24 protein-coding genes are annotated in these 24,757 nt (G+C 47.3%); 2 read left to right on the forward strand and 22 right to left on the reverse strand.

Annotation, left to right across the window (positions count from 1 at the left end; genetic code table 11):
* The first annotated feature begins 313 nt into the window (after positions 1 to 313).
* Together GKG43_RS16300 and GKG43_RS16305 are read left to right on the forward strand one after the other, a co-directional pair.
* Positions 314 to 859 (forward strand): chromate transporter, encoded by a 546-nt coding sequence (locus GKG43_RS16300; protein ID WP_025657231.1) that lies wholly within the window; start codon positions 314 to 316, stop codon positions 857 to 859.
* Complete coding sequence (locus GKG43_RS16305; protein ID WP_129879362.1) at positions 856 to 1,410, forward strand: chromate transporter; 555 nt, start codon at positions 856 to 858, stop codon at positions 1,408 to 1,410. The genes GKG43_RS16300 and GKG43_RS16305 overlap by 4 nt, the downstream gene beginning before the upstream one ends.
* A 179-nt stretch (positions 1,411 to 1,589) precedes the next feature.
* Here GKG43_RS16305 and hemW read toward each other — a convergent pair whose 3' ends face one another.
* From hemW to GKG43_RS16415, 22 genes are all read right to left on the reverse strand, one after another.
* Complete coding sequence (gene hemW / locus GKG43_RS16310; protein WP_129879364.1) at positions 1,590 to 2,771, reverse strand: radical SAM family heme chaperone HemW; 1,182 nt, start codon at positions 2,769 to 2,771, stop codon at positions 1,590 to 1,592.
* A 1-nt stretch (position 2,772) separates the two neighbouring features.
* Positions 2,773 to 4,587, reverse strand: coding sequence for a translation elongation factor 4 (gene lepA, locus GKG43_RS16315; RefSeq protein WP_025657228.1), 1,815 nt, complete (start codon positions 4,585 to 4,587; stop codon positions 2,773 to 2,775).
* A 21-nt stretch (positions 4,588 to 4,608) separates the two neighbouring features.
* On the reverse strand, positions 4,609 to 5,598 hold the full coding sequence (gene holA, locus GKG43_RS16320) for a DNA polymerase III subunit delta (protein ID WP_129879366.1): 990 nt from the start codon (positions 5,596 to 5,598) through the stop codon (positions 4,609 to 4,611).
* 320 nt (positions 5,599 to 5,918) lie between these two features.
* Positions 5,919 to 6,266, reverse strand: a complete 348-nt coding sequence (locus GKG43_RS16325) for a type II toxin-antitoxin system HicB family antitoxin (RefSeq protein WP_129879368.1) — start codon at positions 6,264 to 6,266, stop codon at positions 5,919 to 5,921.
* Positions 6,266 to 6,520 carry a type II toxin-antitoxin system HicA family toxin gene (locus GKG43_RS16330; RefSeq protein ID WP_025657225.1) on the reverse strand — a complete coding sequence of 85 codons (255 nt, stop codon included), beginning with the start codon at positions 6,518 to 6,520 and terminating at the stop codon, positions 6,266 to 6,268. Before GKG43_RS16330 ends, GKG43_RS16325 begins: the two co-directional genes overlap by 1 nt.
* Positions 6,521 to 6,637: 117 nt before the next feature.
* Positions 6,638 to 8,905 (reverse strand): DNA internalization-related competence protein ComEC/Rec2, encoded by a 2,268-nt coding sequence (locus GKG43_RS16335; RefSeq protein WP_129879370.1) that lies wholly within the window; start codon positions 8,903 to 8,905, stop codon positions 6,638 to 6,640.
* Entirely contained in the window at positions 8,902 to 9,834 is a 933-nt protein-coding gene (locus GKG43_RS16340; RefSeq protein WP_129879372.1) for a GerMN domain-containing protein, read from the reverse strand. The genes GKG43_RS16335 and GKG43_RS16340 overlap by 4 nt, the downstream gene beginning before the upstream one ends.
* 17 nt (positions 9,835 to 9,851) lie before the next feature.
* Positions 9,852 to 11,324: an ATP-binding protein gene (locus GKG43_RS16345; RefSeq protein ID WP_173020119.1), complete on the reverse strand. Its 1,473-nt coding sequence runs from the start codon at positions 11,322 to 11,324 to the stop codon at positions 9,852 to 9,854.
* Positions 11,281 to 11,970, reverse strand: coding sequence for a response regulator transcription factor (locus GKG43_RS16350; RefSeq protein ID WP_129879374.1), 690 nt, complete (start codon positions 11,968 to 11,970; stop codon positions 11,281 to 11,283). The genes GKG43_RS16345 and GKG43_RS16350 overlap by 44 nt, the downstream gene beginning before the upstream one ends.
* 94 nt (positions 11,971 to 12,064) lie before the next feature.
* A complete protein-coding gene (locus tag GKG43_RS16355) occupies positions 12,065 to 12,679 on the reverse strand; it encodes a helix-hairpin-helix domain-containing protein (protein ID WP_129879376.1) in 615 nt (204 codons plus the stop codon).
* Positions 12,680 to 12,805: 126 nt separating this feature from the next.
* On the reverse strand, positions 12,806 to 13,237 hold the full coding sequence (locus GKG43_RS16360; RefSeq protein ID WP_050639935.1) for a DMT family transporter: 432 nt from the start codon (positions 13,235 to 13,237) through the stop codon (positions 12,806 to 12,808).
* Between the two features lie 105 nt (positions 13,238 to 13,342).
* On the reverse strand, positions 13,343 to 14,533 hold the full coding sequence (locus GKG43_RS16365; protein ID WP_050639934.1) for an aspartate aminotransferase family protein: 1,191 nt from the start codon (positions 14,531 to 14,533) through the stop codon (positions 13,343 to 13,345).
* A complete protein-coding gene (argB, locus tag GKG43_RS16370; RefSeq protein ID WP_050640030.1) occupies positions 14,520 to 15,422 on the reverse strand; it encodes an acetylglutamate kinase in 903 nt (300 codons plus the stop codon). Before argB ends, GKG43_RS16365 begins: the two co-directional genes overlap by 14 nt.
* A gap of 32 nt (positions 15,423 to 15,454) precedes the next feature.
* Positions 15,455 to 16,678 (reverse strand): bifunctional glutamate N-acetyltransferase/amino-acid acetyltransferase ArgJ, encoded by a 1,224-nt coding sequence (gene argJ / locus GKG43_RS16375; RefSeq protein WP_129879378.1) that lies wholly within the window; start codon positions 16,676 to 16,678, stop codon positions 15,455 to 15,457.
* Positions 16,679 to 16,842: 164 nt separating this feature from the next.
* Complete coding sequence (locus tag GKG43_RS16380) at positions 16,843 to 17,289, reverse strand: GNAT family N-acetyltransferase (protein ID WP_025657217.1); 447 nt, start codon at positions 17,287 to 17,289, stop codon at positions 16,843 to 16,845.
* Positions 17,290 to 17,401: 112 nt separating this feature from the next.
* A complete protein-coding gene (gene argC / locus GKG43_RS16385) occupies positions 17,402 to 18,442 on the reverse strand; it encodes an N-acetyl-gamma-glutamyl-phosphate reductase (RefSeq protein ID WP_129879380.1) in 1,041 nt (346 codons plus the stop codon).
* Between the two features lie 888 nt (positions 18,443 to 19,330).
* Entirely contained in the window at positions 19,331 to 20,581 is a 1,251-nt protein-coding gene (locus GKG43_RS16390; RefSeq protein ID WP_129879382.1) for a glutamate-5-semialdehyde dehydrogenase, read from the reverse strand.
* A complete protein-coding gene (proB, locus tag GKG43_RS16395) occupies positions 20,553 to 21,551 on the reverse strand; it encodes a glutamate 5-kinase (protein ID WP_025657214.1) in 999 nt (332 codons plus the stop codon). The genes GKG43_RS16390 and proB overlap by 29 nt, the downstream gene beginning before the upstream one ends.
* Before the next feature lie 766 nt (positions 21,552 to 22,317).
* A complete protein-coding gene (locus GKG43_RS16400; RefSeq protein ID WP_129879384.1) occupies positions 22,318 to 22,959 on the reverse strand; it encodes a GyrI-like domain-containing protein in 642 nt (213 codons plus the stop codon).
* Entirely contained in the window at positions 22,952 to 23,293 is a 342-nt protein-coding gene (locus tag GKG43_RS16405) for a TfoX/Sxy family protein (protein WP_055154803.1), read from the reverse strand. Before GKG43_RS16405 ends, GKG43_RS16400 begins: the two co-directional genes overlap by 8 nt.
* Position 23,294: 1 nt before the next feature.
* Positions 23,295 to 23,750 carry a GyrI-like domain-containing protein gene (locus GKG43_RS16410; RefSeq protein WP_025657211.1) on the reverse strand — a complete coding sequence of 152 codons (456 nt, stop codon included), beginning with the start codon at positions 23,748 to 23,750 and terminating at the stop codon, positions 23,295 to 23,297.
* 82 nt (positions 23,751 to 23,832) lie between these two features.
* A complete protein-coding gene (locus GKG43_RS16415; RefSeq protein ID WP_129879386.1) occupies positions 23,833 to 24,741 on the reverse strand; it encodes a YafY family protein in 909 nt (302 codons plus the stop codon).
* Between the last annotated feature and the right edge of the window lie 16 nt (positions 24,742 to 24,757).

Below are 24,757 nucleotides of genomic sequence, written 5' to 3' on the forward strand. Positions count from 1 at the left end.
CGGATTTCTCGTGATGTGTCAGTGGTGCTCCATTTTCAGGGCTGTTTCCCGCCTAGAATTTCTTAGGCCCGTGGTCGCATTTTTGAAAGGACATGGATGTTCTCCGGGAGGTTTTCGGCTATCCCTTTATGGAGCGCCCCCATCCGCGCCGAGACTAAAGCTCGTCACTAAATCCCGATTTTACAAAGGTTTGATTGAATCTTTTTATGAGAAGTCGTAGAATATATAAAATGATATGTTTTTACTAATTAGGAAGGAAAACACTTTCGGATATAAAGTGCCGGAGGGGTGTTTTTGTAATAGGAGGATCCTTATGAAGAAATTATGGGAATTGTATGCGACTTTTTTTCGCGTAGGAGGACTTACTTTTGGAGGCGGCATGGCTATGCTGCCTATGTTGAAACGTGAGGTTGTGCTGAAAAAGAAATGGGCTACAGATGAGGAGATTCTGGATATCTATGCTATTGGGCAGTGTACTCCGGGTATTATTGCGGTTAATACCTCCACTTATATCGGATATCAACAGGCTGGCGTTCCGGGAGCTGTTTTTGGTACTTTGGGAATGGTAAGCCCTTCTGTTATTATTATCTGTCTGATAGCCAGTATTTTGAGCCGTTTTATGGACATTCCGGTCGTTCTGCATGCACTGGCCGGCATTCGGATTGCAGTTTGCGCCCTGATGATCAATACCGTTATCTCGCTGGCCAGATCAGGCATCCGTGATAAGCTTGGCCTGCTAATTTTCCTCGCTGGTTTTCTACTCGCCACATTCTCTCCGGTTCCTACTATTATACTGGTCATTTGTGCCGCCGGGACCGGCATCATTGTAAATATACTGAAGGAGAAAAAACGATCATGATCTATCTTACCTTATTTATAGAGTTCTTTAAAATCGGGCTTTTTTCTATCGGCGGAGGTATGGCAACCGTACCTTTTTTGATGGAGCTGACCCAAAAATATACATGGTTTACCAAAACGGAACTGGCAAATATGATAGCAATTAGTGAAAGTACCCCCGGCCCGATCGGTATTAACATGGCAACCTATGCAGGCTTTCATGCAGGGGGAATCCCCGGAGCGCTGACTGCGACCATCGGCCTAATCTGTCCTGCCCTCATTGTCATAATCATCATAGCCAAATTCATGTCCAACTTCAGCGAAAACAAATACGTCAAATCCGCCTTTTACGGAATCCGTCCCATGATAGCCGCACTGATCGGATACGCCGTATGGCAGATTGTCCGTATAACATTCGCCGACGCCAGCAAAGAAATCCTCTCACTCAACTATACCGCCATCCTGATCGGATTTGTCATCTTCACACTGCTGCAGATCAAACCACTCAAAAGCATCCATCCCCTCATATGGATAATAGCAGGAGCGGTGGCAGGAGTTATTGTATTGAAATAGTGGTATGCTGCAAACTTCCCCCAATCATTAAAGCAGCTTTACCAACATCGCCTTTCAATACCGAACCTCTCCCCAACTCAATCCGCCGCCTCCCCAGAAATCCCCCTGTTAATTTTTCTCCCGCCCTGATGCGCCCAGCCATCAAGGAGCTAGATGGCGCCCCCACAGCCACAAAAAAATTACCCCATAAATTCCAAAAACACCAAATTACTGACATCGATCCCTTTTTCTGTCAGCCGGATACGATCTTCCGACATTTCCAACAGCCCGCCATCCATCAATTTTTTCATTTGTGTACCATAAACATCAAATATACTCTGTCTATAGAGTTCTTCAAATCCGGAAATTGAAATTCCTTTAGTCTTTCTTAACCCAAGAAACATGAATTCTTCTATCTCGTCTTTAACCGACAGTTGTTCCACGTCCTCTTTTATGTCCGCTTTCTCCTGTACTTTTTGTATATAGGATCGAATATTACCCGTATTGTGATATCTGCTCCTGCCAATAAGGGAGGAGGCACCCAGACCGATTCCCAGGTATTCTTTTCTCTCCCAGTAGCCCATATTATGGCGGCAGGCATATCCTTCTTTTGCATAGTTGGAGATTTCGTACCTCTGATAGCCATACTCTGACAGAATCTCTGCAGTCATCTCGTAGATTTTTCTTTCTGCGTCTTCATCTGGCAGCAGCGGCGCTGTATTTTCTGCTGCATGGCTTTCCGTCAGACCTTGTCCGGCATTTTCCCCATATCTTTCATAAAAAGGCGTTCCCTCCTCTATCATCAGGCTATAGGCGGAGATATGCTCCGTATCCAGCCTTGCGGCTTTGGTGAGCGTCTTTTTCCAGCTCGCCTCTGTCTGTCCGGGGATGGCTGAGATCAGGTCGATATTAATGTTATCAAAACCCTGTTTTCTGGCCAGATCGTAGGTTGTGAGAAACTCTTCCCACGTATGGATTCTTCCAAGCATCTTCAGCTCTTCGTTATCCGCGGACTGAAGTCCGATGCTCAGACGGTTAATACCGGCCGCTTTCCAGGCTTTCAGCTTCTCTTTTGTTACGGTTCCTGGATTGGCCTCTATTGTGACTTCCGCATTCTCTGCAATCTGGAAACTTTGATGCAGGGCGTCAAATATTACTATAACCTGATCTCCCGTCAGCAGGGAGGGAGTCCCGCCTCCCATAAATATCGTCGTAACCTGGTACGACTCATGGTATGCTTCATATCCCTGTATTTCGCAAAGCAGCGCATTCACATACTCCTGCTTTGCGTCCTCATCCGCAGGCGCAGAGAGAAAGTCGCAGTATGCACATTTTTTCACGCAGAAAGGGATATGCAGGTACAGCTCCAGTTCTTTCTTCATATTACTTATCATCCAATTTCAGCACGCTCATGAATGCCTTCTGCGGTATCTCGACGCTGCCAACCTGACGCATGCGCTTCTTTCCTTCCTTCTGCTTTTCCAGAAGCTTTTTCTTACGGGAAATATCTCCGCCGTAGCATTTTGCTAGCACATCCTTACGCATTGCCCTGACGGTCTCACGGGCGATGATCTTGCTGCCAACGGCTGCCTGGATCGGAATCTCAAACAGCTGGCGCGGTATCTCTTCTTTCAGCTTCTCGCACATCTTTCTGCCTCTCTCGTACGCGGTGCTTCCATGTACGATGAAGGAAAGGGCGTCTACCTCTTCTTTATTAATCAAGATATCCAGTTTCACAAGTTCTGACTGCACGTATCCCAGCATCTCGTAATCAAAGGATGCATATCCCCTAGATCGTGACTTCAAGGCATCGAAAAAGTCATAGATGATCTCATTGAGCGGCAGATGATAGTGCAGTACCGCACGCTTCTCTTCGATATATTCCATTCCCTGGTATTCTCCGCGGCGCTCCTGGCATAAGTCCATGATTGCGCCGATAAATTCGGAAGTCACCATGATCTCCGCTTTTACGATTGGCTCCTCCATGTATTCGATCTCCGCAGGATCCGGAAGGTTTGTCGGATTCGTCAGATCAATAATATCTCCGTTGGTTTTGTGTACCTTGTAAATAACGCTGGGGGCCGTGGTCACCAGATCCAGGTTGTATTCCCGCTCCAGACGCTCCTGAATAATCTCCAGATGCAGTAATCCCAGAAAGCCACAGCGGAAACCAAATCCCAGCGCAACAGAGGTCTCCGCCTCGAACTGCAGGGCCGCATCATTGAGTTGAAGCTTTTCCAGCGCATCCCTCAGATCCGGGTACTTCGCTCCGTCCGCCGGATACATTCCGCAGTAGACCATAGGATTTACTTTTTTATATCCCGGCAGCGGCTCCTCACAGGGTCTCTCCGCATTGGTCACCGTATCTCCCACACGGGTATCTTTAACATTTTTCAGGCTGGCCGTAATATAGCCTACCATTCCGGCGCTCAGTTCTTCACAGGGAATAAACTGGCCTGCGCCGAAATATCCAACCTCCACAACTTCTGCCGTGGCTCCGGTAGCCATCATACGGATCGGTGTGCCTTTCCTTACGCTTCCCTCTTTTACCCGGCAGAAAACGATTACACCCTTATAAGAATCGTAAAGGGAGTCAAATATCAGTGCCTGAAGAGGCGCCGAAGCATCTCCCTCCGGCGCTGGAATCTTCTCCACGATCTGCTCCAGCACCTCTTCCACATTCAATCCGGTCTTTGCCGAAATCAGCGGCGCGTCCTCGGCGTCAATGCCGATCACGTCTTCTATTTCTTCTTTTACCCGCTCCGCATCCGCACTTGGAAGGTCGATCTTGTTGATGACCGGCATGACATCCAGGTCATGATCCAGCGCGAGGTATACATTGGCCAGCGTCTGGGCCTCCACGCCCTGTGCGGCATCCACCACCAGGATCGCACCGTCGCACGCCGCAAGGCTTCTGGACACCTCGTAGTTAAAATCCACATGCCCGGGCGTATCTATCAGGTTGAGAATATACTCCTCCCCATCCTTTGCTTTATAAACAGTACGCACGGTCTGTGCCTTGATGGTAATCCCGCGTTCCCTTTCCAGATCCATATTATCAAGCACCTGGGATTGCATCTCACGGCTTGTCAGCAGTCCTGTCATTTCGATGATCCGATCCGCCAAAGTAGATTTTCCATGATCGATATGTGCTATGATACAAAAATTACGAATTTTACTCTGATCTATTACTGACACTTTTATTCCTCCAACCTTTCTTTATCTCTTTGACACGGAAGAGTATTTTACAATAAACAGCTCAACCGCCAGTACATCCGTCAGACGCCCTGTTTTCACGCGTTCTTCAATATCCGCACTGTCCTCCATAATTGCGCGGAGTTCGCTGCTTCTGAAGTGTTTTGCCTGATCCATGTATTTGCCTGCAGCAAAAGGATGCAGGCCTGCCTTGGATGCGATTTCTTTTCTGCCATACCCCTTCTTTAGCAGATCCTTAACCTGGTGCAGAATCCGATACTGCCGGGTCATCAGATACAGAATCCGCATTGGAGGTTCTTTCAGAGCTACCAATTCATAGTAAAGCTCCAGCGCCCGCACCTGCCTCTTATCCGCCACTGCATTGACCATATCAAAAATATGGTTGGAAATCTGCGTCACACATACCGCGTCCACATCTTCCGGCAGAATACTGTCTTTCTCCAGTGTATAGCAGAATAGTTTTTCCAGTTCCTTCTGTATATTCTCCATATCTGTACCGACTTTATTCAACAGATAGGTCACTGTAGACTCTGATATCTGCTTATTCTCCTTGCGCACCATCCCCAGAATCCACTTTTTCAGCATCGGCTCATCCTGAAACGGCAGCTCTGCAATATGCCCTTTCGCCTTCACTGCTTTAAACAGCTTGCTGCGCTTGTCCACTTCATTTTCTACGAAAATAAAAAATGTAGTATCCGGCATATCCTTAATATAATCGGCCAGATCTGCCCCCGCACTCTTAAAGAATCCGGTGTTTTCGAATACCAGCAGCCGGCGCTCAGCAAAGAACGGCAGAGTTTCAGCCAGATCAATGACCTCCCTGACATCTACGCCTTTCCCTTCATAATAAGCGTAATTCATCGTATCCCCGTTCGGGAGCATTGCCTTCGTAAACCGATCCTTATACTGCTTCTTCAGATAATTCTCTTCCCCGTAGAGAAGATATATCTGCCTGAATTGTCCTGTTTTTAAATCTTCGTTTAAACTCTTCATAACGTATCTATTATATAGGAAAGTTCTCGATTATGCAAAATATTTTCCGGCATATCGTAAAATAAATGTAATGGACGTTACTATGCACGGCATAGGCCGTGAATAATAACTAGTATAACTGAAAGTAAATAGCACAATGTTTCGTCGGTCTGATTTCCCGAAAGCACAGATGCAAAAGCCTCAGCGTAGCCCCACTACGCCTGCGTATTTGCATCTGCACTCTCGAAGAATTATACGCAGCGAACCATCATGCTATTTACTCTGATCTATACTAGCGGACTGTAACAGTTTAGGTCCGCCTGAACCTTTACACGGACTTGTTATTTATGAAACGATGTGGCGGCATATAATGAAATTGCCTTTTCGACTAGTGCATTCAGGGAAATTCCTTCGTTCGCTGCGCGCAACGACGCTTCTCTATGAAGCTCCGGGGCGATCCGTATGTTAAAACTCCCCTTATAGCTCTTATCCGGAGCAATGTGTTTACGTTCACAGTCTTTCAGATATTCATCTACCATTTCCCGAAAAGACGCTCTTAATTCCTGCACACTCTCGCCTTCAAAGGTAACCAGTCCTTTGATACCAAGTACCTTCCCATGAAAGCATTGATCCTCATCTGAATATTCAATCGTACCATAATATTCTTTATATTTCATGCAGTTACCCATCACAATTCCTCCTTGCTTAATAAGCGAATCAGCTCTCTTAAAACATATTTTTTGACGATGTTTCCCGGATGCGGCCTATGTATATAGATGGGGACCCCTAACTCCCTGTTATAATACTTTACAGCTGAGCCGCTGGTTTTCCCGGTTTCTACTTCCCGGAACCCAAAATATTTTAGGAGCTGTCTTAGCTCATCGTATGTAAAATCACTGGGAACCGTATATAGACGCTTTATTAATTTATTTTTCTTACTCATTATTTCCTCCTTTATTATATAATAATGCCGCTGTATTTGCAACTATTTTTTAGTTGCAAAATTATTAAATCCTTATTATTTTTTTAATAGTTTATAGATGTTCTCCAGTTTCTATATTCACCGGCGAAACGTTCTCAAATAGGCCTCGATCTCTGCGCTTTCTCCATCGGTCGCCAGCGTTACCGCACCGCATTCCTGTGTAACGTATATTCTGCTCCCTGTCTCTTCCAGCTTTTCTATCGTCTCTTTATGGGGATGCCCGTACCGGTTATCAATCCCTGATGATATCCAGGCGATAACGGGCAGTGTCTGCCCAAGAAATGCCCTGGAACTGGAATTTTTAGACCCATGGTGCGCCACTTTCAGCACGTCATACCGGCGGAGCCCTCCCTGTTCCAGAAGTTTTTCTCCTTCCCCCTCCACGTCTCCGGTAAACAACATATCAAAATCTCCGTATTCTGCCTCCAACACCATGGATGCGGCGTTCCCGTTCTCCCCCTTGTACGCTGCTGCCGGTGCTTTGCAGGACAATCGAAAATTTCCTTCTGTCATTCTGTCGCCCGCATCCATCACAACGACTCTTGTATTGTTTTCCGCTGCTTTTACTGCCAGCTTTTTCAGCGCATCGTCCTGTACTCTATCCGGAGGCAGAACCAGATTTCGGATACGGATTCCCAGACGCTGGTTCTCCAGCAGTTCCTCGATTCCGCTCATATGGTCTGCGTCTCCATGAGAGATAAAGACATAATCCAGCGTTTTTACGCCCTGGGATTTTAAAAAGGGCTCGATCCTGTATTTACCTACATCAGAAACATCGCTGCTCCCTCCATCTATAAAATACCGCATCCCCTGCGGCCCTTTTATGTACAAGCCGTCCCCCTGCCCCACGTCAAGCATAGTAATCCGAAGGGTTCCTCTGGTATGATAGGTCCGCATACATGTGATAAATAATGTGCCACAAAGGAATAAGAGCCCTGCGCCCCCCATTAGCTTTTTGCGGGAGGATATCACGAACGGTAAAGACGCGCGGGATGTCCCCTTTTCTTTTACTGTTTTCAGCCGGTATACCGCCAGACAAAACAAAAATAAGAGAATATAGTAAATAACCATCCACCCTTTTTCCGGCTGCCCCGATACAATCCTGCTTACCGGTAATTCCATACTGGCTGAACAAGCTTTTTCGTATAAAAACAGGACCCCCTTACAGACCTGCAGCAGCACTGCGCCTGCCCGTACGGATACAATGGCCGCCAGGGAGCCGATCACACCGCTTCCCAGCACCAGGGACATCAGAGGAATTACAAGAAGGTTCAGGATAACGGAATACACAGGGAATTCAAAATAGAAATACAACATAACCGGCAGCAATGTAAGATTGACAGATAGACTTGCAAGGAAGCTGCTGAAGATTTTCCGACCTTTCTTTCCCCGCAAAAAACAGGATTCAAGACACGGATTGACGGCGGTAATTCCCAACAGCGCGCCGAAGGAAAGCAGAAAACCTGCGTCCAGAAGAAAAAGAGGCTGCCATGCCACGATCACTGCTGCCGCAAGCGACAGGCTGGTCGGCATATCGTAGTCTCTTCCGGTTATATCTGCACCCATTCTGACAAAATACATGACAAACGCCCGGATACTGGATACCCCGCAGCCGATCATCAGTGTATAGGCCAGTAAGAAACAAATTCCAATCCCTCCGGCTATGCTAAAAGGCAGGCCGGCTCTGCGCAATAATTTATACAGCCCGATGCCTAAAAAGGACATATGCAAACCTGAAATGGCGAGCGCATGCCCGATTCCGCTTTTCTGATATAGTTCTTTCAGCTCACTGTCCAGTCCGCTTTTGTCGCCCAGAAGCATAGCGCTCATAGTGCTCCCGTAGTATTCTCCCATGCATTTGATCAAGAGCGTCTTCCATCGCTCCCTGAGCACCGCCAGATTTTCCCGTATCCGATATTCTTCTGCATCCAGTATTTTTACGTCGTCCGCCCATACGGATACATGGATTCCCTGCTTGCGGTAATAGAATTTCTGATCAAAATTCCCCGGATTTCTGGCTTCTGGGAAGCCCTCCGCCGTCCCTGTTATCTGTATTTGGTTCCCGATTGCTGTGTGATGTTCTGTTTGGATATAAACAAGAATTTTTGATTCCTGAAAGATTTGATTCTTCAGATGGACAAGATTGTCCTTAAGATATAATACTCTACAGTTTGGTTTCTCTTCCCTGCGATAGATTGTCCCATCCAGCACGACTTTTTCTTTGCCGCCGATCCCGGACTCCAGCCGGGTGGGTTTCCAGTCCGGTGCTATATGAAACCCGCCCGCCAGGACAGTCTGTATTCCGAGAAAAAGAACTGCTGCCGCACATAGTGGCCTTTTTATCATTCTTCCTCCGCATTTTCTACCCAGCTCATATCCCGCTGCAGTGGCTGGGTCAAATCAACCGTATCCTTGTAAGAAATGTTCTTCTCTCCGTTTACCGTAATCTGCACTTTACTCGCCGTTGTCCCCTCTACAAGAGAGTTTACTATGGAATAAATGGTGATCTCCGGTTTGACATCCACTCCCCCTGTCAGAAATTCATCATCCAGATTCACATAACAGATCCCGTCTTTTATTGTCACCCCGAGAAGGCTGACGGCCGGATTAATTGTGGGATATCCGGCATTCTTTTTCGGTCCCTTCATTAGCTTTTCCACGATCAACTTCTCTTTCGACATATTGCTGCTGTATTTTACGTCCATATGCTGCTCTGTCAGTTTATCACCTGTCTCATTTGCGAAGTATAGTGTCAGCGTGCCCGTTTGATACGAGTTCAGTGAGGAGCCGGTGTTCTGCACAAAATCATCTTCATTCTGATATCCGAGAATCTGTCCTTCACTGTCCCTAAGATCCTCACCGTCCACTGAAATCCGGAGAACACTGATTCCTTCAATCTTGATCAGAGACTGGACCACTGCCGCCCTCACCAGCTTTTCCTCAAGCGGCGGAATATCCGTATAACGCCCGTTGAAATCGAGATACAGAAGCTCCCCTTCCAGCTTACAGGTATTCACTTTTACCCCTTTTGGTATCGGCGCGGTATAATCAATATCCTCGGACGGCTTCGCCAGTTCTTTCAGCATTGCTTCTGCCGCCTGGAGCGGGTCATTGCTTTTAACCTCATAATTCACTTTTATTAGGCCTGTCCGCTCCCCATTCAGACAATAAATAAAGGGGCTGTCATCTTTCACTGCCGTCCGCTTTGAACATGCAGACAGAAGGAGTAGCAGACAGAAACAGACGGTTAACAGGCCTGCAATTCTTCTTTTCATATTGGTACTGCCTCCTTCTAAGCAACATAGGTCAGCGGGATCCGTACCGTGAATGTCGTCCCCTCACCCTCGCTGCTGTATACTTTGATGGATCCCCTGTGCATAATGATTGCGTTTCTTGTAATGGCAAGTCCCAGGCCGGTACCGCCCATCTCCCGTGAATGGGACTTATCCACCCGGTAAAAACGCTCAAATATATGCTGCTGATCCTGTTCCGGAATACCGATCCCTGAATCCGCAACTTTTACATAGAAATATTTGTGGTCAGCATTAAGAGAGACATGAACCCATCCCTCTTCATGGTTGTATTTAATTGCATTCTCCACCAGATTAGAAATTGCCAGTGTAAGCTTTACCTCGTCAATCTCTGCCGTAACCGGACGGAAACTTTCCAGAACCACCTCAACATTCTTCTTTTCTGCAATCGGCTTGAGCCTCTTCAGAATCAGTTCCATCAGTTCGTTGATATTAACCGTATTAATATTCAGATTCTTGGCAGTCTTGTCCATCTTTACCAGAGACAAAAGGTCAGCAATAATATCATTCTCTCTGTCAATCTCTTTCGCAATGTCCCCCATGAACTCCTGGTACAGTTCGATTGGAACATCTTCTTGCGCCAGAAGGGAATCTGCCAGTACTTTCATGGATGTCAGCGGCGTACGCAGCTCATGTGATACGTTGGATACAAACTCTTCCCTGGATTCATCCAGCTGCTTCAGCCTCCCCAGCATCTTGTTAAAAGCTTCGGAAAGCTGCTTTGTCTCGGTAAATGTATTCACATGGAGCACTTCATCATCATACCCTTCGGATACATCCGCAATGGATTCTGTGATTCTGCGCAGCGGTTTTACAATCCGGTCCGCAATAAACAGGCTCAGTCCCAGCATCAGTATGAAAACAATTCCCAGAATAGCGCTTCCTTTTGTGCTCAGAATCTTCAGGCTGTCTTCGATCGTATCCGTAGATACGCTGGCCAGCATGACACCCGATATCTCTTCCGTATCCCCCGTCATAATCGGCGAGGTCACTTCTATGTACCGGTTCGCTTTATCATAATAATTCGTACTGCTGCCTTTCATACAGCGGATGACATCTTCGGATACGATTGTTTTCCCTTCATCCAGGCTGTATGTGTCCTTTACGACACGCAGCTCTTTATCTACAATCATTACCCGCCCATTATATATATTCGTTAACTGCGTCAAACTTGCATTGATAACCTCGGATGAAGTATCCGCCAGATAATTATAGCTGTTTAGCTGATTGCTTAGAATTGTACATTGATTTTGTATATCCGCGGTTCTAAGGGATACTGCGCGCGCCTCGTATGCCTTGATGATACCCCTGTATGCCGCAGCACAGGGCACAGTGGACACGACAAGAAGCAGCAGTATAATACAGAACCGCAGGCTTTTTAGAAATTTACTGTTCAGATTAAAATGAAAATCACCCCTGGAAATAATAACCAACTCCCCACTTTGTATGTACATATTTTGGCTCGCTCGGATTCTTCTCGATCTTCTCACGCAGGCGCTTGATATGCACATCCACTGTTCTTGCATCTCCCGGATAATCGTATCCCCATATCAGATTCAGCAGATTCTCCCTGCTGTATACTTTATTCGGATTCATCGCCAGCAGTTCCAGCACATCGAATTCCTTTGCCGTCAGATTGATCTCCCGCTCACCGATGAAAACTCTCCGGCTCTCACAATCAATCCGCATGGCCCCTTTTATAATGACCGTACTGCCTGCAGGCTCTTCCCGCTTCGCTGTTCTTCTCATAATGGCCTTTATGCGCGCCTTCACTTCCAGAATGTTGAAAGGCTTTGTAATATAATCATCCGCCCCGTATTCCAGGCCGAGAATCTTGTCCATGTCCTCGCTCTTAGCTGTCAGCATGACAACCGGCATGTCGGAAAACTCTCGGATCTGCTGGCAGACCTGAAATCCGTCCAGCTTCGGAAGCATGACATCCAGGAGAACAAGATCGTACTCGCAGTTTCTGGCATACTCCAGAGCCTCCTCACCGTCATAGGCGCAGTCCACCTCCATACCGTCCTGTTCCAGGCTGAAACGGATCCCCTTAACTATTAATTTTTCATCATCCACTACTAAGATCTTCTTTTCGCTCATACTCCTCTTTCCCTAACTCCCGCATGCTGAAGATCCGTTCATCCACCACGGCCCGAAGATCATGAAAACCTCACGGACCGAGTGGACAAATACCTCAGCTTACTACTCTGTCTTTTATTTTATTAAATACTCCCTCTTTGATTCCCTCAACCTGCATCAGCTCTTCCACGGTCTGAAATCCGCCGTTTGCTTCCCGGTAGGAAATAATACTGTCAGCTTTGGCATCTCCGATGCCGGGCAGTGTCTTGAGTTCCTCTTTTGCAGCCGTATTAATATTTATCTTTCCCTGATTGTCCGTTCCTGTTACTTCTGCCGTCTGGCCGTCTACAATCCCTTTTTCCAGTTCCTCCGCCGTCGGTATATAAATGCGCTCCCCATCTGTTACTGTACTGGCCTGGTTTAAAGCTTCCCCTGCAGCTGCATCATTCAAGCCGCCTGCCAGTGCAATCGCCTCATATACCCGCGCATCACCGGCTAATTCATATACCCCCGGAGCATTCACAGCACCACAGACATAGACGAATACCGTACCGGGTTCTTCCCGCTGCACGGCATCTTCTGACGCCTCTTCTGCTTCAATTTTCTCCTGCTCCAGTTCCAACTCCGATAAAGTATCTGTTCTTTCTCTTGTGCATCCTGACGCCAGCACTCCTGCGGTACAGGCCGCTAAGAAGAATACACAGAACTTTTTAACCAATCTGTCCTTCATAATTCCCTCACAGTCTTCTTACTGTTTGAGAATCCCCTCGCCGGACATTAATATTGTAACGAATAATAGTTTAAATTACAATACATATTTTTACGTTTTTGTTACATCTTTATTAAGCCGATGCAGTTATTCCCACTGGAAGATCGCAATTCCGATCAGCGCAAGGGCAAGCCCGCCGATTTTTCTCCAGTCCAGCGGCTCCTTATCCACCCCAAACAATCCCATCAGCTCAATCACATATGCAACAATCAGCTGCGCAATGACAATCAAAAGGGCCGCTTTTGCAGGGCCCAGTGCAGACATACTTTTTATAACCGTCCATGTAATACCGGCGCCGATCACGCCGCCCAGCAGCATATATTTAGGCTCTACTTTTGCGATCGCAGTAATGCTGTCGCGGCCTGTGATAAACCATGCAACCGCACATACCAAAAAAGCGGACAGCTGTACCCAGGCATTGCCGACCCACATTCCCGTCGTCTTTGTTACCTGTGTGTTAAAAACCCCCTGAACGCTCATCAATGCACCTGACAGCAGTGCAATAAAAAAACCAATCATATCCTCATACCTCCTGCAGTTTTTCTTCTGCTTTTCTATAGTATGTCCTCAATGACTGGTTTTTATTTCGAGTATGTTATTATTTTCCGTGGTTTATGGCGGGCTCTAGGATAGTCCGGCAAGAACCCGTTCAAACCGCTCCACCATCTCATCAATGTGCTTTTCTTCCACGATCAGCGGGGGAAGCAGACGGATCACATTGCCCGCCGCCTGTATCACCAGCAGCCCCTCTTCGATCGCTTTCTGATTGACTTCTGCCACAGGTCTGTCAAATGCAAGCCCCTGCATCAGTCCTTTTCCTTTTCTCTGAAGAATACAATCCCATTTATCAGTTAGTTCGTCCAGGCGTTTGATCAGATATGGGGAAATGTCATTTACGTGTTCCAGAATCTGCTCCTGTTCAAAGATCTCTATGACCGTCTTCACCGCGGTGCATGCCAGCGGGTTTCCGCCATAGGTAGCTCCGTGGTCTCCCGGTTTCAAAGAGTAATCCGCAACTTCTTGTGTCATCGCAAATGCGCCTACCGGTATTCCGTTGCCAATTGCCTTTGCCATGGTAAGAATATCCGGCTTCACACCAAACCCCTGCCAGGTAAACATGTTACCCGTACGACCCATGCCGCACTGGACTTCGTCAAAGATCATCAGGATGCCGTTCTCATCGCAGAGCCGCCGGATGCCTTCCACAAACTCCTGCGTGGCAAGGTTGATGCCGCCCTCTCCCTGCAGCGGCTCCAGGATAATGGCACAGGTCTTTTCATTTACCAGCGCTTCCACACTGTCCAGGTCGTTGAATTTTGCAAATCGTACGCCAGGAACCACCGGCTCAAATGGCTCTCTGTAAGAATCATGTCCGGTAACAGAGACTGCCCCGAAACTCCTACCGTGAAACGAATTCTCCATTGCAATAAATTCGTATCTGCCGGTCTTTTTCGTATATGCATAGCGTCTCGCCGCCTTTAATGCCCCTTCGTTGGCCTCACTGCCGCTGTTGGTAAAGAAGACTCGGTCCATGCCTGATATGCGGTTAAGCTCCCTTGCTGCCTCTCCGCAATTCTCATGGTAATAAAGATTCGAAATGTGGTAGATCTTATCAATCTGCGCCTTCAGCGCCTCATTCAGCTTTTTGTGGCTGTAACCCAGGCCTGTAACGGCAAATCCCGCGGCAAAATCCAAAAACTTTCTGCCTTCCGTGTCATAAACATACATTCCCTCCCCATGGTCCAGAGCTATAGGGAAACGATTGTAAACATGCAGCAGGTTCTCCTCCCCTGCCTGTATCTTACTGTTCACCATGATAATACCTGCTTTCCTCTCCGTTTAATATTGCGGTTCCAATTCCTTTGTTCGTAAAGATCTCCAGCAGCAGACAATGCGGAATCCGCCCGTCCAAAATATGTACCCTGGAAACCCCGTTTTCTATAGCATCAATACAGTTCTGCAGCTTAGGCAGCATGCCGCCCCCGATATAGCCATCATTCATCAGCTGCTGTGCCTCATCCACCCGGAGTTCGGAGATCAGCGTCTTGGGATCATCAGGATCTTTGTACACTCCCTCAATATCCGTCAGAAACGCCAGCTTTTCCGCTTTCATCGCTCTTGCGATCGCACAGGCCGCATCATCTGCATTGATATTGTATGTATTGTATTCATCGTCCATTCCCACCGGGCAGACGATTGGGAGAAAATCTTTTTCCAAAAGGTCATAGAGAATCTCTGCATTCACCTTTTTAACTTCTCCCACGAAACCGATATCCTCTCCGTTGGAAAGCTTTTTATCTACTTTCAGGAGTCCGCCGTCCTTGCCGCTGATACCGATTGCGCGCACGCCCAGCTCCTCCACAAGCTGTACCAGGCTTTTATTCACCTTGCCGAGCACCATCTCCGCCACTTCCATTGTTTCCTCATCCGTCACACGCAGGCCATTGACAAAATGCGGCTCCATTCCCACCTTGCCGACCCATCTGCTGATCTCTTTTCCTCCGCCGTGTACAATAATGGGCTTAAATCCAACCAGCTTCAAGAGCGTAACATCTTCAATCACCTGTCTTTTCAGCGCCTCGTCCACCATCGCGCTTCCGCCGTATTTTACCACAATTATCTTACGGTTAAAGCGCTGTATATAAGGGAGCGCTTCGATTAACACCTGTGCTTTTTCCAGATACTGCTGCATATTCTCGTTCATATTTTCCTCCTTACTGCAGATACGGCATAGTCTTAACTCCTGTAATCTGCATTGATATCAATATACCCATGGGTCAGATCACAGCCCCATGCCGCAGCGCTCTCTTCCCCTTCCTTTATATCTGCAGTTGCTGTAACCTCAGGCTGGGACAGAATCTCGGTCGCTTTTTCTTCACTGTATGCGACTGCCGTTCCATTCTCTATAATCTGAATTCTTCCCGCTTTGCTCTCAAAATACAGATCCACCTTTTCCGGATCAAACTGAGCCCCTGAATACCCCATTGCACATAGAATTCGTCCCCAGTTGGCATCATGTCCTGCAATGGCCGCCTTTGTCAGGTTTGAACATACGATCGATTTGGCAAGCAGCTTTGCCTGCTCCTTCGTGGATGCGCCCGTTACCTTTGCTTCAAACAACGCGGTTGCACCTTCCCCGTCTCCGGCAATCTTTTTGGCCAGACATTCATTTACTATATGAAGCGCTTCTGCAAATTTTACATAGTCATCTGTTCCATATTTAATCTTATCGTTTTCCGCCATCCCGTTTGCCAGAAGCAGAACCGTGTCATTTGTAGACGTATCTCCGTCCACGGAGATCATATTATAGGTATCCTCCACATCGGTGCTCAGCGCCTTCTGCAGCGCCTTTCTGGAAATCGCCGCATCCGTTGTGATAAAAGAGAGCATGGTGCACATGTTGGGATGGATCATCCCGGATCCCTTCGCCATGCCGCCAATTGTGACGGTCTTTCCGCCTGCCTGAATCGTAACTGCTATTTCCTTCTCGATTGTATCAGTTGTCATAATTGCCTTTGCTGCCAGAGTCCCGCTTTCAATTCCGGGATTCTTATCGGCCGCAAGCTTTGTAATCCCATCTTTGAGCTTCTCCATGGGAAGCTGCATTCCAATCACGCCAGTGGATCCTACCAGCACCCCCTCTGCCTTCACTCCCAGCGCTTTCGCCGCGGCATCCGCAGTCTGTTGGCAGTACGCATATCCCTCTTCTCCGGTGCAGGCATTGGCAATGCCGGAATTGATAACCACTGCCTGGGACTTAATGCCGCTTTCCACAATAGCTTTATCCCATTTTACGGGCGCTGCTTTTACCACATTCGTTGTAAATGTCCCCGCTGCCTTGCACGGCTTCTCACTATATATCAGCGCCATATCTGTCCTGTCCTGATACTTGATGCCGGCTGCCGCCGATGCTGCTTCGAATCCTTTTGCCGCGGTGACTCCGCCTTTGATCATTTCCATTCTGATTTCCTTTCCTGCGTGATCTTGTTGTTACGCAATCTGCTCATTTTTTATTCATTATCTTATTTAAGCCGTTATTTATTCATTTGCTGCTCAACAGGCATGTCATATGAATCGAATGCCTCTGATATGTGTACGTCTATTATTCATTAAATTGTGTACTTCTAATGTTCATTAAATGCGGTAATGTTCTTCTCATTCAACACAAAATCATAATAATTCAAATCCAGCCGTTCTGTCCATCCGATTGTATTCCAGAATGCATTCCCCACATCGTTTTTGGTAAATGCGATCAAAGATACTTTACTGATCTCTTCTCTGCGCAGTTCTTCCATGGCCTTTACAACCATAGCCTTTCCAATGCCGCGCCTCCGGTATGCAGCATCTACGCATACATGATAAAGACATCCCCGCCGTCCGTCGTGCCCGCACAGGATACTTCCCACGATCAGGCCGTCCACTTCGGCCACCACGCTTGTTGTGGGATTTCTCTTCAGAAACCTGGCAACCCCCTCTCTGGAATCGTCAATGCTCCGCAGTCCAAAGCCCCTGATTTTTTTCCAAAGGGCATACACGCCGTCATAATCCTCTATTGTCATTGTCCGTACCATTTCTTCTTCCTCGCAATCTCTATTAGAGCCATCCCTGTTATAATCGGGCTGTCCCAGCCATTTTTCGCCCCCCCTGAATCGCTTGCGTCCAGGATGTCTTCCGTTCTTGCGCCTATGGGAACATCGGCACCAGTTCCAGTCCTTCGGATTCCTTCAGACCGAACATCAGATTCATATTCTGAACCGCCTGCCCTGCCGCGCCCTTCACGAGATTGTCTATAGCCCCCATCATAATGATGCGGCCTGTTCTGTCGTCAATCTTAAAGTTGATATCCACATAGTTGCTTCCTTCCACCCACTTCGTTTCCGGCCAGATTCCCTCCCCGAGTACCCGGACAAATTTCTCGTCCGCATAATATGTATCATATACAGCTTTTATATCCTGACACGTTACATTTTTTACAAGTTTTGCATACTCTGTGGACAGAATCCCTCTGTTCATGGGTACAAGGTGAGGCGTAAAGTTCAGAACCACCTGTTCACCCGCAGCATAACCCAGCTGCTCCTCAATCTCCGGCGTATGTCTGTGCGCAGCCACACCGTAAGGCTTGATGTTCTCATTCACTTCGCAGTATAAATTAGGAAGCTTAGCCCCCCTCCCTGCCCCGGAAGTTCCAGATTTGGCATCAATAATCAGAGTGCTCATATCGATCAGCCCCTCTTTTGCCAGAGGGTACGCCGTCAGTATGGAACAAGTCGTATAACACCCCGGATTTGCCACCAGCCTGGCCTTTTTTATAGCTTCCCGGTTAATCTCACAAAGCCCGTATACCGCTTCCTCAATAAAACGGGGGCTTTTATGCTGTATCCCATACCATTTCTCATATACGGATACGTCTTTAATCCGAAAATCCGCGCTCAGATCAATTATTTTCACTTTAGACAGTATGTCCTCTCCGACCAGCGATGCACACAGCCCCTGGGGTGTAGCAGTAAAGATAACATCCACCTGCTCCGCAAGCTCATCCATATTATCATCCATGCAGACCGCATCCACAATCTGGAACATATTCTGATAAACATCTGCATATTTTTTATCTATATAATTTCTGGATCCATACCAAACAATTTCTGCATCTTTATGTGCCGTTAAAATCCTGACAAGCTCACCGCCCGCATACCCGGTAGATCCAATAATTCCAACTTTAATCATATCTATCTCTTCCTTTCACGCTTCTAGTTCATAATCATATACCACTTTTTCAATGAAGTAAAGTGTTTGCCCGTTTTCTCATCAGAAATACATAACCACTGCAAAATTGTATATATCTTATGCATAAATAAAAATGATGCTTGCATAATTATACAACTATATTGTATATTATGCAACCCCCATCCAGAAATATTTTTAAATCGGGATTTAGTGGCGAGCTTTAGTCTCGGCGCGGATGGGGACGCTCCATAAAGGGATAGCCGAAAACCTCCCGGAGGACATGGATGTTCTCCGGGAGGCTTTCAGCTATCCCTTCATGGAGCTGGCGCATCCAACCGGTAGGAAAAGGACTCGTTCCTAAGGTGGGGCCTCAAACGGGGGCAGCGTATGGTATTAAATTGGCGGGACTTTTATGTTGGGATACGGTTCCAGTATCAAAATAATTCAATACACATCTTGAAGATGAAAAGATACGCATAGCCAATCCACATCCGCTGCCCTGATCCGGGATCCCACCCGGTTGGCGAGCTTTCCTGCCGATTGGATGAGCCAGCTTTATGACAGGGAGGCCGGGGAGGTGCTGGGGCTGGATATGCCGTTGCGATATGCTGGAGTGCGCTTAGTGATTCTTGAACAGCCGATGCCGGATAGGCGGGGAAAAACTTGATCTCCAAATCAAGTTTTTGATGAACCCAGCGCGGGAAATCATCAGATTTCTCGTGATGTGTTCAGCGTACCCGCCTATCCGGCATCGGCTGTTCTAGAAACACTTAGCAGCAAGGGTGCATATCGCAACGGCATATACAGCCCCAGCGCCTCCCCGGCCTCCCTGTCATGAAGCGTCCCCCATCCGTCGACAAGTCTAAAGCTTGCCGACTAAATCCCGATTTAGTTTCTAATCTGTCCGTTCCCAAATATAATATATTTTGTTGTTGTCAGCGCCTCAAGCCCCATCGGCCCTCTCGCGTGCAGTTTCTGTGTACTGATTCCTATCTCTGCCCCGAAACCAAATTCAAACCCATCGGTAAATCTGGTGGATGCATTTACATAGACAGCCGCTGCATCAATTTCATCCTGGAATTTAAGCGCGTGGTCATAGCACTCTGTTATAATAGACTCGGAATGACCTGTGTTATAAGTATTGATATGCCGGATGGCAGCATCCAGTGAGTTTACCACTTTTATGGAAATCACTGCGTCCAGGTATTCGGTTCCCCAGTCTTCCTCATCTGCGGGGATAATATCCGCACTGTAACCGCATGCTTTCTCATCCCCTCTGATCTCCACATCGTGCATTTTTAAGCGGTTTACGATCATGGGGATCACCTGGGCTGCCACATGGTCATGGACGACTAGCGATTCACAGGCATTGCATACACCCATGCGCTGTGTTTTTGCATTCTCGATAATGTCTGTGGCCATGTTCAGATCCGCACACTCATCTACATAAATATGACAATTCCCGGTGCCTGTCTCTATCACCGGCACGGTGCTGTTCTGCACGACGCTGGCAATCAGCCCGGCGCCGCCTCTCGGTATCAGCACATCAATGTATCCGTGAAGCTTCATCATTTCATAGACGGTCTCCCGGCCTGTATCCTCCACCAACAGGATCAGATCCTGGGGAAGCTTCTCTTTTCTGAGGCCCTCTTTTACGGCATGTACGATTGCTTTATTCGAATTGATTGCATCACTGCCTCCCCGAAGTATGACCGCATTCCCTGTTTTAAAACACAGTCCAAATGCATCAGCAGTCACGTTTGGACGAGATTCATATATAATCCCGATTACACCGAGCGGAACTCTCTTTTTTCCGATACGCAGGCCGTTTGGCCTGTTTTTCATAGAGAGCACCTCACCAACCGGATCTTCCAGCGCCGCGATCTGTCTCAGCCCTTCCGCCATATCCATAATTCTCTGCTCCGTCAAGCGCAGACGGTCAACCAGAGAACTTTTCATTCCGTTCTCTTCAGCTGCCCTGACATCTTTTTCATTTTCCTCTAAAAGCCGTTCTGTCTCCTGGCATAATTCCTCTGCTACAGACAGAAGCCCTCGGCTTTTTTCCTTTGTTCCCAGCGCTGCTGCCTCCCGGGATGCTGCCTTTGCCCTGTTACCCAATGTTTCCATATAACTGCCCATAACTGCCTCCTATCAGATTCATTGATACTCCCATAGTCTCCTGTTCCATATGATACATGGATTTTGTTTCATCTTCTTTCTGATTCTCTTTCTTCTGTTTTTTTGCCTGCCTGCGGTATTGTGCCCGTTCCGGGGCCAATTCATTCTTTAGTTCGATCCCGTGCTCTCTGGATAAAAATAAGGTACCGATCTTCTTACCGGCCATAATGTCATTGATCGTATAAATATTCCTGCCGTTGGCGATCACCATGTCCGCACCGGATGCGGTAGCGATCTTTGCGGCTCCGATCTTTGTTGCCATTCCGCCGGTACCCATATCATTGGAAGCACCCTTTGCCATTTTTTCCAGTTCCTCATCAATGCCCACCACTGTATGGATGAATCTTGCATTCGGGTTCTTCTTGGGGTCATCGGTATAAAGTCCATCGATATCGGACATCAGGATGAGCAGATCTGCATCCACCAGCTTCGCCACATATGCCGCAAGTGTGTCATTGTCTCCAAAGTTACCATATGACAGTTCATCCACAGATATGGCATCATTTTCATTTACAATAGGAACTACCTTCATACGGAACAGTTCGTCAAATGTCTGGCGGGCGTTCTTGCGGCACTCCTCATTGGTAATAGATTCCTTTGTCAGAAGCACCTGTGCAGTCAGCTGGCTGTATTCGTTAAACAGTTTTTCATAGATCATCATAAGTCTTCCCTGCCCGACCGCCGCGCATGCCTGCTTGGCAGCCTCGCTCTCCGGCTTCTGCTGCAGCCCCAGCACATTTCTTCCGATTCCAACTGCACCGGAAGATACCACGATAACCTCCCTTCCTTTGTTGCGCAGGTTAATCAGTATCCTCACAAACTTCTCCAGTTTATCAAGATTAATATTACCAGTTTCATCATACGTAATTGTAGTCGTTCCTACTTTTATTACAATTCTTTTCTTATTTTGCAAAATTTCTTTTCTATCCATAGCGTTTAACCTTCCTCATTTTCCTTCTTGAGAGTGCTCTGCACGTTCCTGATATATAACAAAGTTTGCTATCCCACCTCATTTCCCCAACCACCTCACTTCAGAGGGGCTTGCACACTTTGGCGCCGCCGCGTTGCCGCCTTGCGGCTATTTACCATATCGCAGCGTGTGCATCCCCCGGAGGGTTTTTATGATATAGGAAATTCCAAAGGAATTCCCTATATCATAAAAAAGGAGAGCCGGATATATCTTCCGTCTCTCCCGTTCGATGGCTTTCCTGTAAGCTTTTCCGCCCCGGAAACCTCATTCGGTTCTCCTAAGGCACTCTACAGAAAAAGGATGGAAGCTTATTGCCATACTCCCATCCTTTGCATTCTATCCATATCAAACGATCAGCACAACGATATCCTCTTAACTGTCATTATTCATTTTTATACTATGCGCATACCCCAAGGGGACTTGGAACGCACGGCATAAAAACAACGCTGTCAGCAAGCGGCAGAGTCTGATTAAACTGATTCATGATGTCAAGACTGTTATGTTTTGCTTTCATCACTACAACTCCAATCATTCGTGTGTATGTTAGTTACTCCTGTTTTGTTTTATTTTACTCACATTTCCTGATTTGTCAAGGAATTTGAGGGATTTTCTCATGTTTCCAAAACTAGAAGGCAGTCTAAATGAACGCCAGTCTATCGCCGTCTCTATTCTGTTTTCAAGGTGAACACAAAAATCATTAACTGGTTATAGATCCCAAATATTTTTCCTATTTTTTCCTCACCGGGTGACGGATTACCGTCTTTAAATTCTCTGGTTTTGTTTTTCTCGGGTCACCCAGATAGATTTCATGATGACGTCTCTGATCCGTAATGTCGGTAATATATCCGTTATCCCGGATATATTCCTCCATCTTTACGATCGTTGCAGGCTCATCATCATAGGGCCCAAGATGCATGACCTGACAGCACAGCCCTTCCCGGTACCGTTCCAGCCTGGTGTTGGAAAAGTCCAGTTCCGGCTTCTTTTTTTGAAGCTCTCCCCTGGCCCATTCAAAGACTTCTTCCGTCACAAATTCAGGCTGTCGTATCATGGAGGTCCAGCAGAACTTGTCTTTGTCCGTGATATTCAATCCGTCGAATTCTGCTCCTTCCACACTCCACAGGCCTTCCAGCGGCGGCACCACATATTCAAAATAACCTGCCGGCTGATTTCCCTTCATTTTGCTCATCTTGATCGTATAGGAAAGGCCGTACAGAATCTCCATTGCCTGCGCATAACTCTCCGATGTGTTCGGATTTCCTTTTCCATCCGTCATAATAAATACCATCTCAGGTATCTCTATGACAGAAGGGGTTTTCTTCGGATAATACAATTCTTTCTCGGATTTCTTATAATCTACTTTATCCATGATTCTTCGCCTTCTTTCCTGCCGTCTTTTTCCTTGGTTCGGGCAGCTCCTCACAGGTTCTACTGACCAGCTCTTTTAAAAACCGAGTATCCTCCAGATCTTCCACCAGGTACATCCCCGGAGTTCCGCCGTGCGGAGCAGCAGGCTCTGCGTCCGGCAGCATTTCGTGCCCCGCCTGCGTCATCTTGACATAAAACTGGTTGTCCTCCACTGTCCCGAAAAATTTGCCGTCGCACCAAAGGCCATACTCTCCAAACAGCTTTTTATAACTTATATTTCCTGCTTGGCCAATCTGTCCGGCCACATATTCTACGTATTCCAAACTGGATGCCATTTTATTTCACTCCTATATACATATGAATTTCAGCCTGCTCCATATCACTATTCTGGTATTCCTCATAATCACAGACATAGGTCCTGGGCAGATCTATTTCCCATAGCTTCTGCCAAAACTTTGCCACTGCCTCGTGCAGTTCTCCTTTTACAATGAATCTGGCATACTTCCCGGCCGGAATGACAGTAACCAATGTCCCCTCCGGCAATTCCCCTGTCCCGTCGGTTTCACAGGCCACCGTGATTGTATAATCTCCCTTTTCATCAGCCTCATATTCTGAATAAATCCCCAGTGCCTTGCCATCCGTTTTTCCCGGAATCATGTTATAGATTCCTTCCCCATAAAAACGCTGCCAGAGCCCTCCGATCACGTTTCCCATATCTGGAGACGCATTGTTCGTTCTGGCAGCCAGTCCTGCTGCTATCTTTTCTTTCATATCTAAGATTTCATATTCCATGATTATCTTCCTCTTTCCTTTTATTGATAATAAGAGTTTACCATAGGGAACATGACACCTATATGTCATATTTGATTTTCATTTAATCCCGATATTTTTCAGCCATTCTCCCAAGCATTTCCTGCATTTTCCTGCGGAGTCCGACCGGTTCCAGAAGCTGAGCCCTGTCTCCAAAGCTCAAAAGCCAGCCAAACACGCTTTCCTGATCCATAAAGCCAAACTGAAAAAGCAGCATTCCGTCGGGCTGCACCTGGAAGCTGTCGATCCCATATTCTTCAATCAGGCGCCACTTCATGGACGGGTCAAACAGTGCCTTCACCTGGAGCTGTGCCGGAAAAACCGCCTCATTCTCAATCCTGAACTCAGGCAGGCTGCGCCCTTCGAACCGCTCTCCTGTGGTTCTTAATTCCAGTATCCGATTCAACTTAAACATCCGGTAATCCTCCCTGTCAAGGCAGTATCCCCAGACATACCAGGACGCCCACTGAAAGACAAGCAGATACGGCTCAATTTCTCTGGTGCTGTCGCCGCCCGGGCCATAATAATCAAACTGGATCTTCTCTTTTCTGTCAATCGCAGACTGGATCAGTTCGATCTTCGGGGCCAGAGACACCTTATACCAGGAGGACAGATCAATCACGATATGCTGATTTGATTTCAGCACGCTTGAATTGCCCACGGACAGTTTCTCCATCAGCTGCTGGTACCTGCTGCTTCCGGCCACACTATCCAAGCTTCTCAGTCCGGCCAGAATGGCCTGCATATCCGAGGAAGTAAGCAGCGTCCTGTCAATCCGGTACCCATCCATAATGGAGATACCGCCCCCGCTTCCCTGTGTCGTTACAAGCGGAATGCCCGCCTGGCACAGCGCCTCAATATCCCGGTTGATCGTCCGCCTGGATACCTCAAACTTTTCCGCCAGATAAGGGGCCGTTACCTTCTCCTGCTGGAGCAGGATGGATAAAATTCCAATCAGTCGGTCTATCTTCATCTCTCTTTGCTCCTCT

The sequence above is a fragment of the Eubacterium sp. BIOML-A2 genome, from assembly GCF_009680135.1.
In the GTDB taxonomy this organism is placed as follows: Bacteria; Bacillota; Clostridia; order Lachnospirales; family Lachnospiraceae; genus Faecalicatena; species Faecalicatena contortus_B.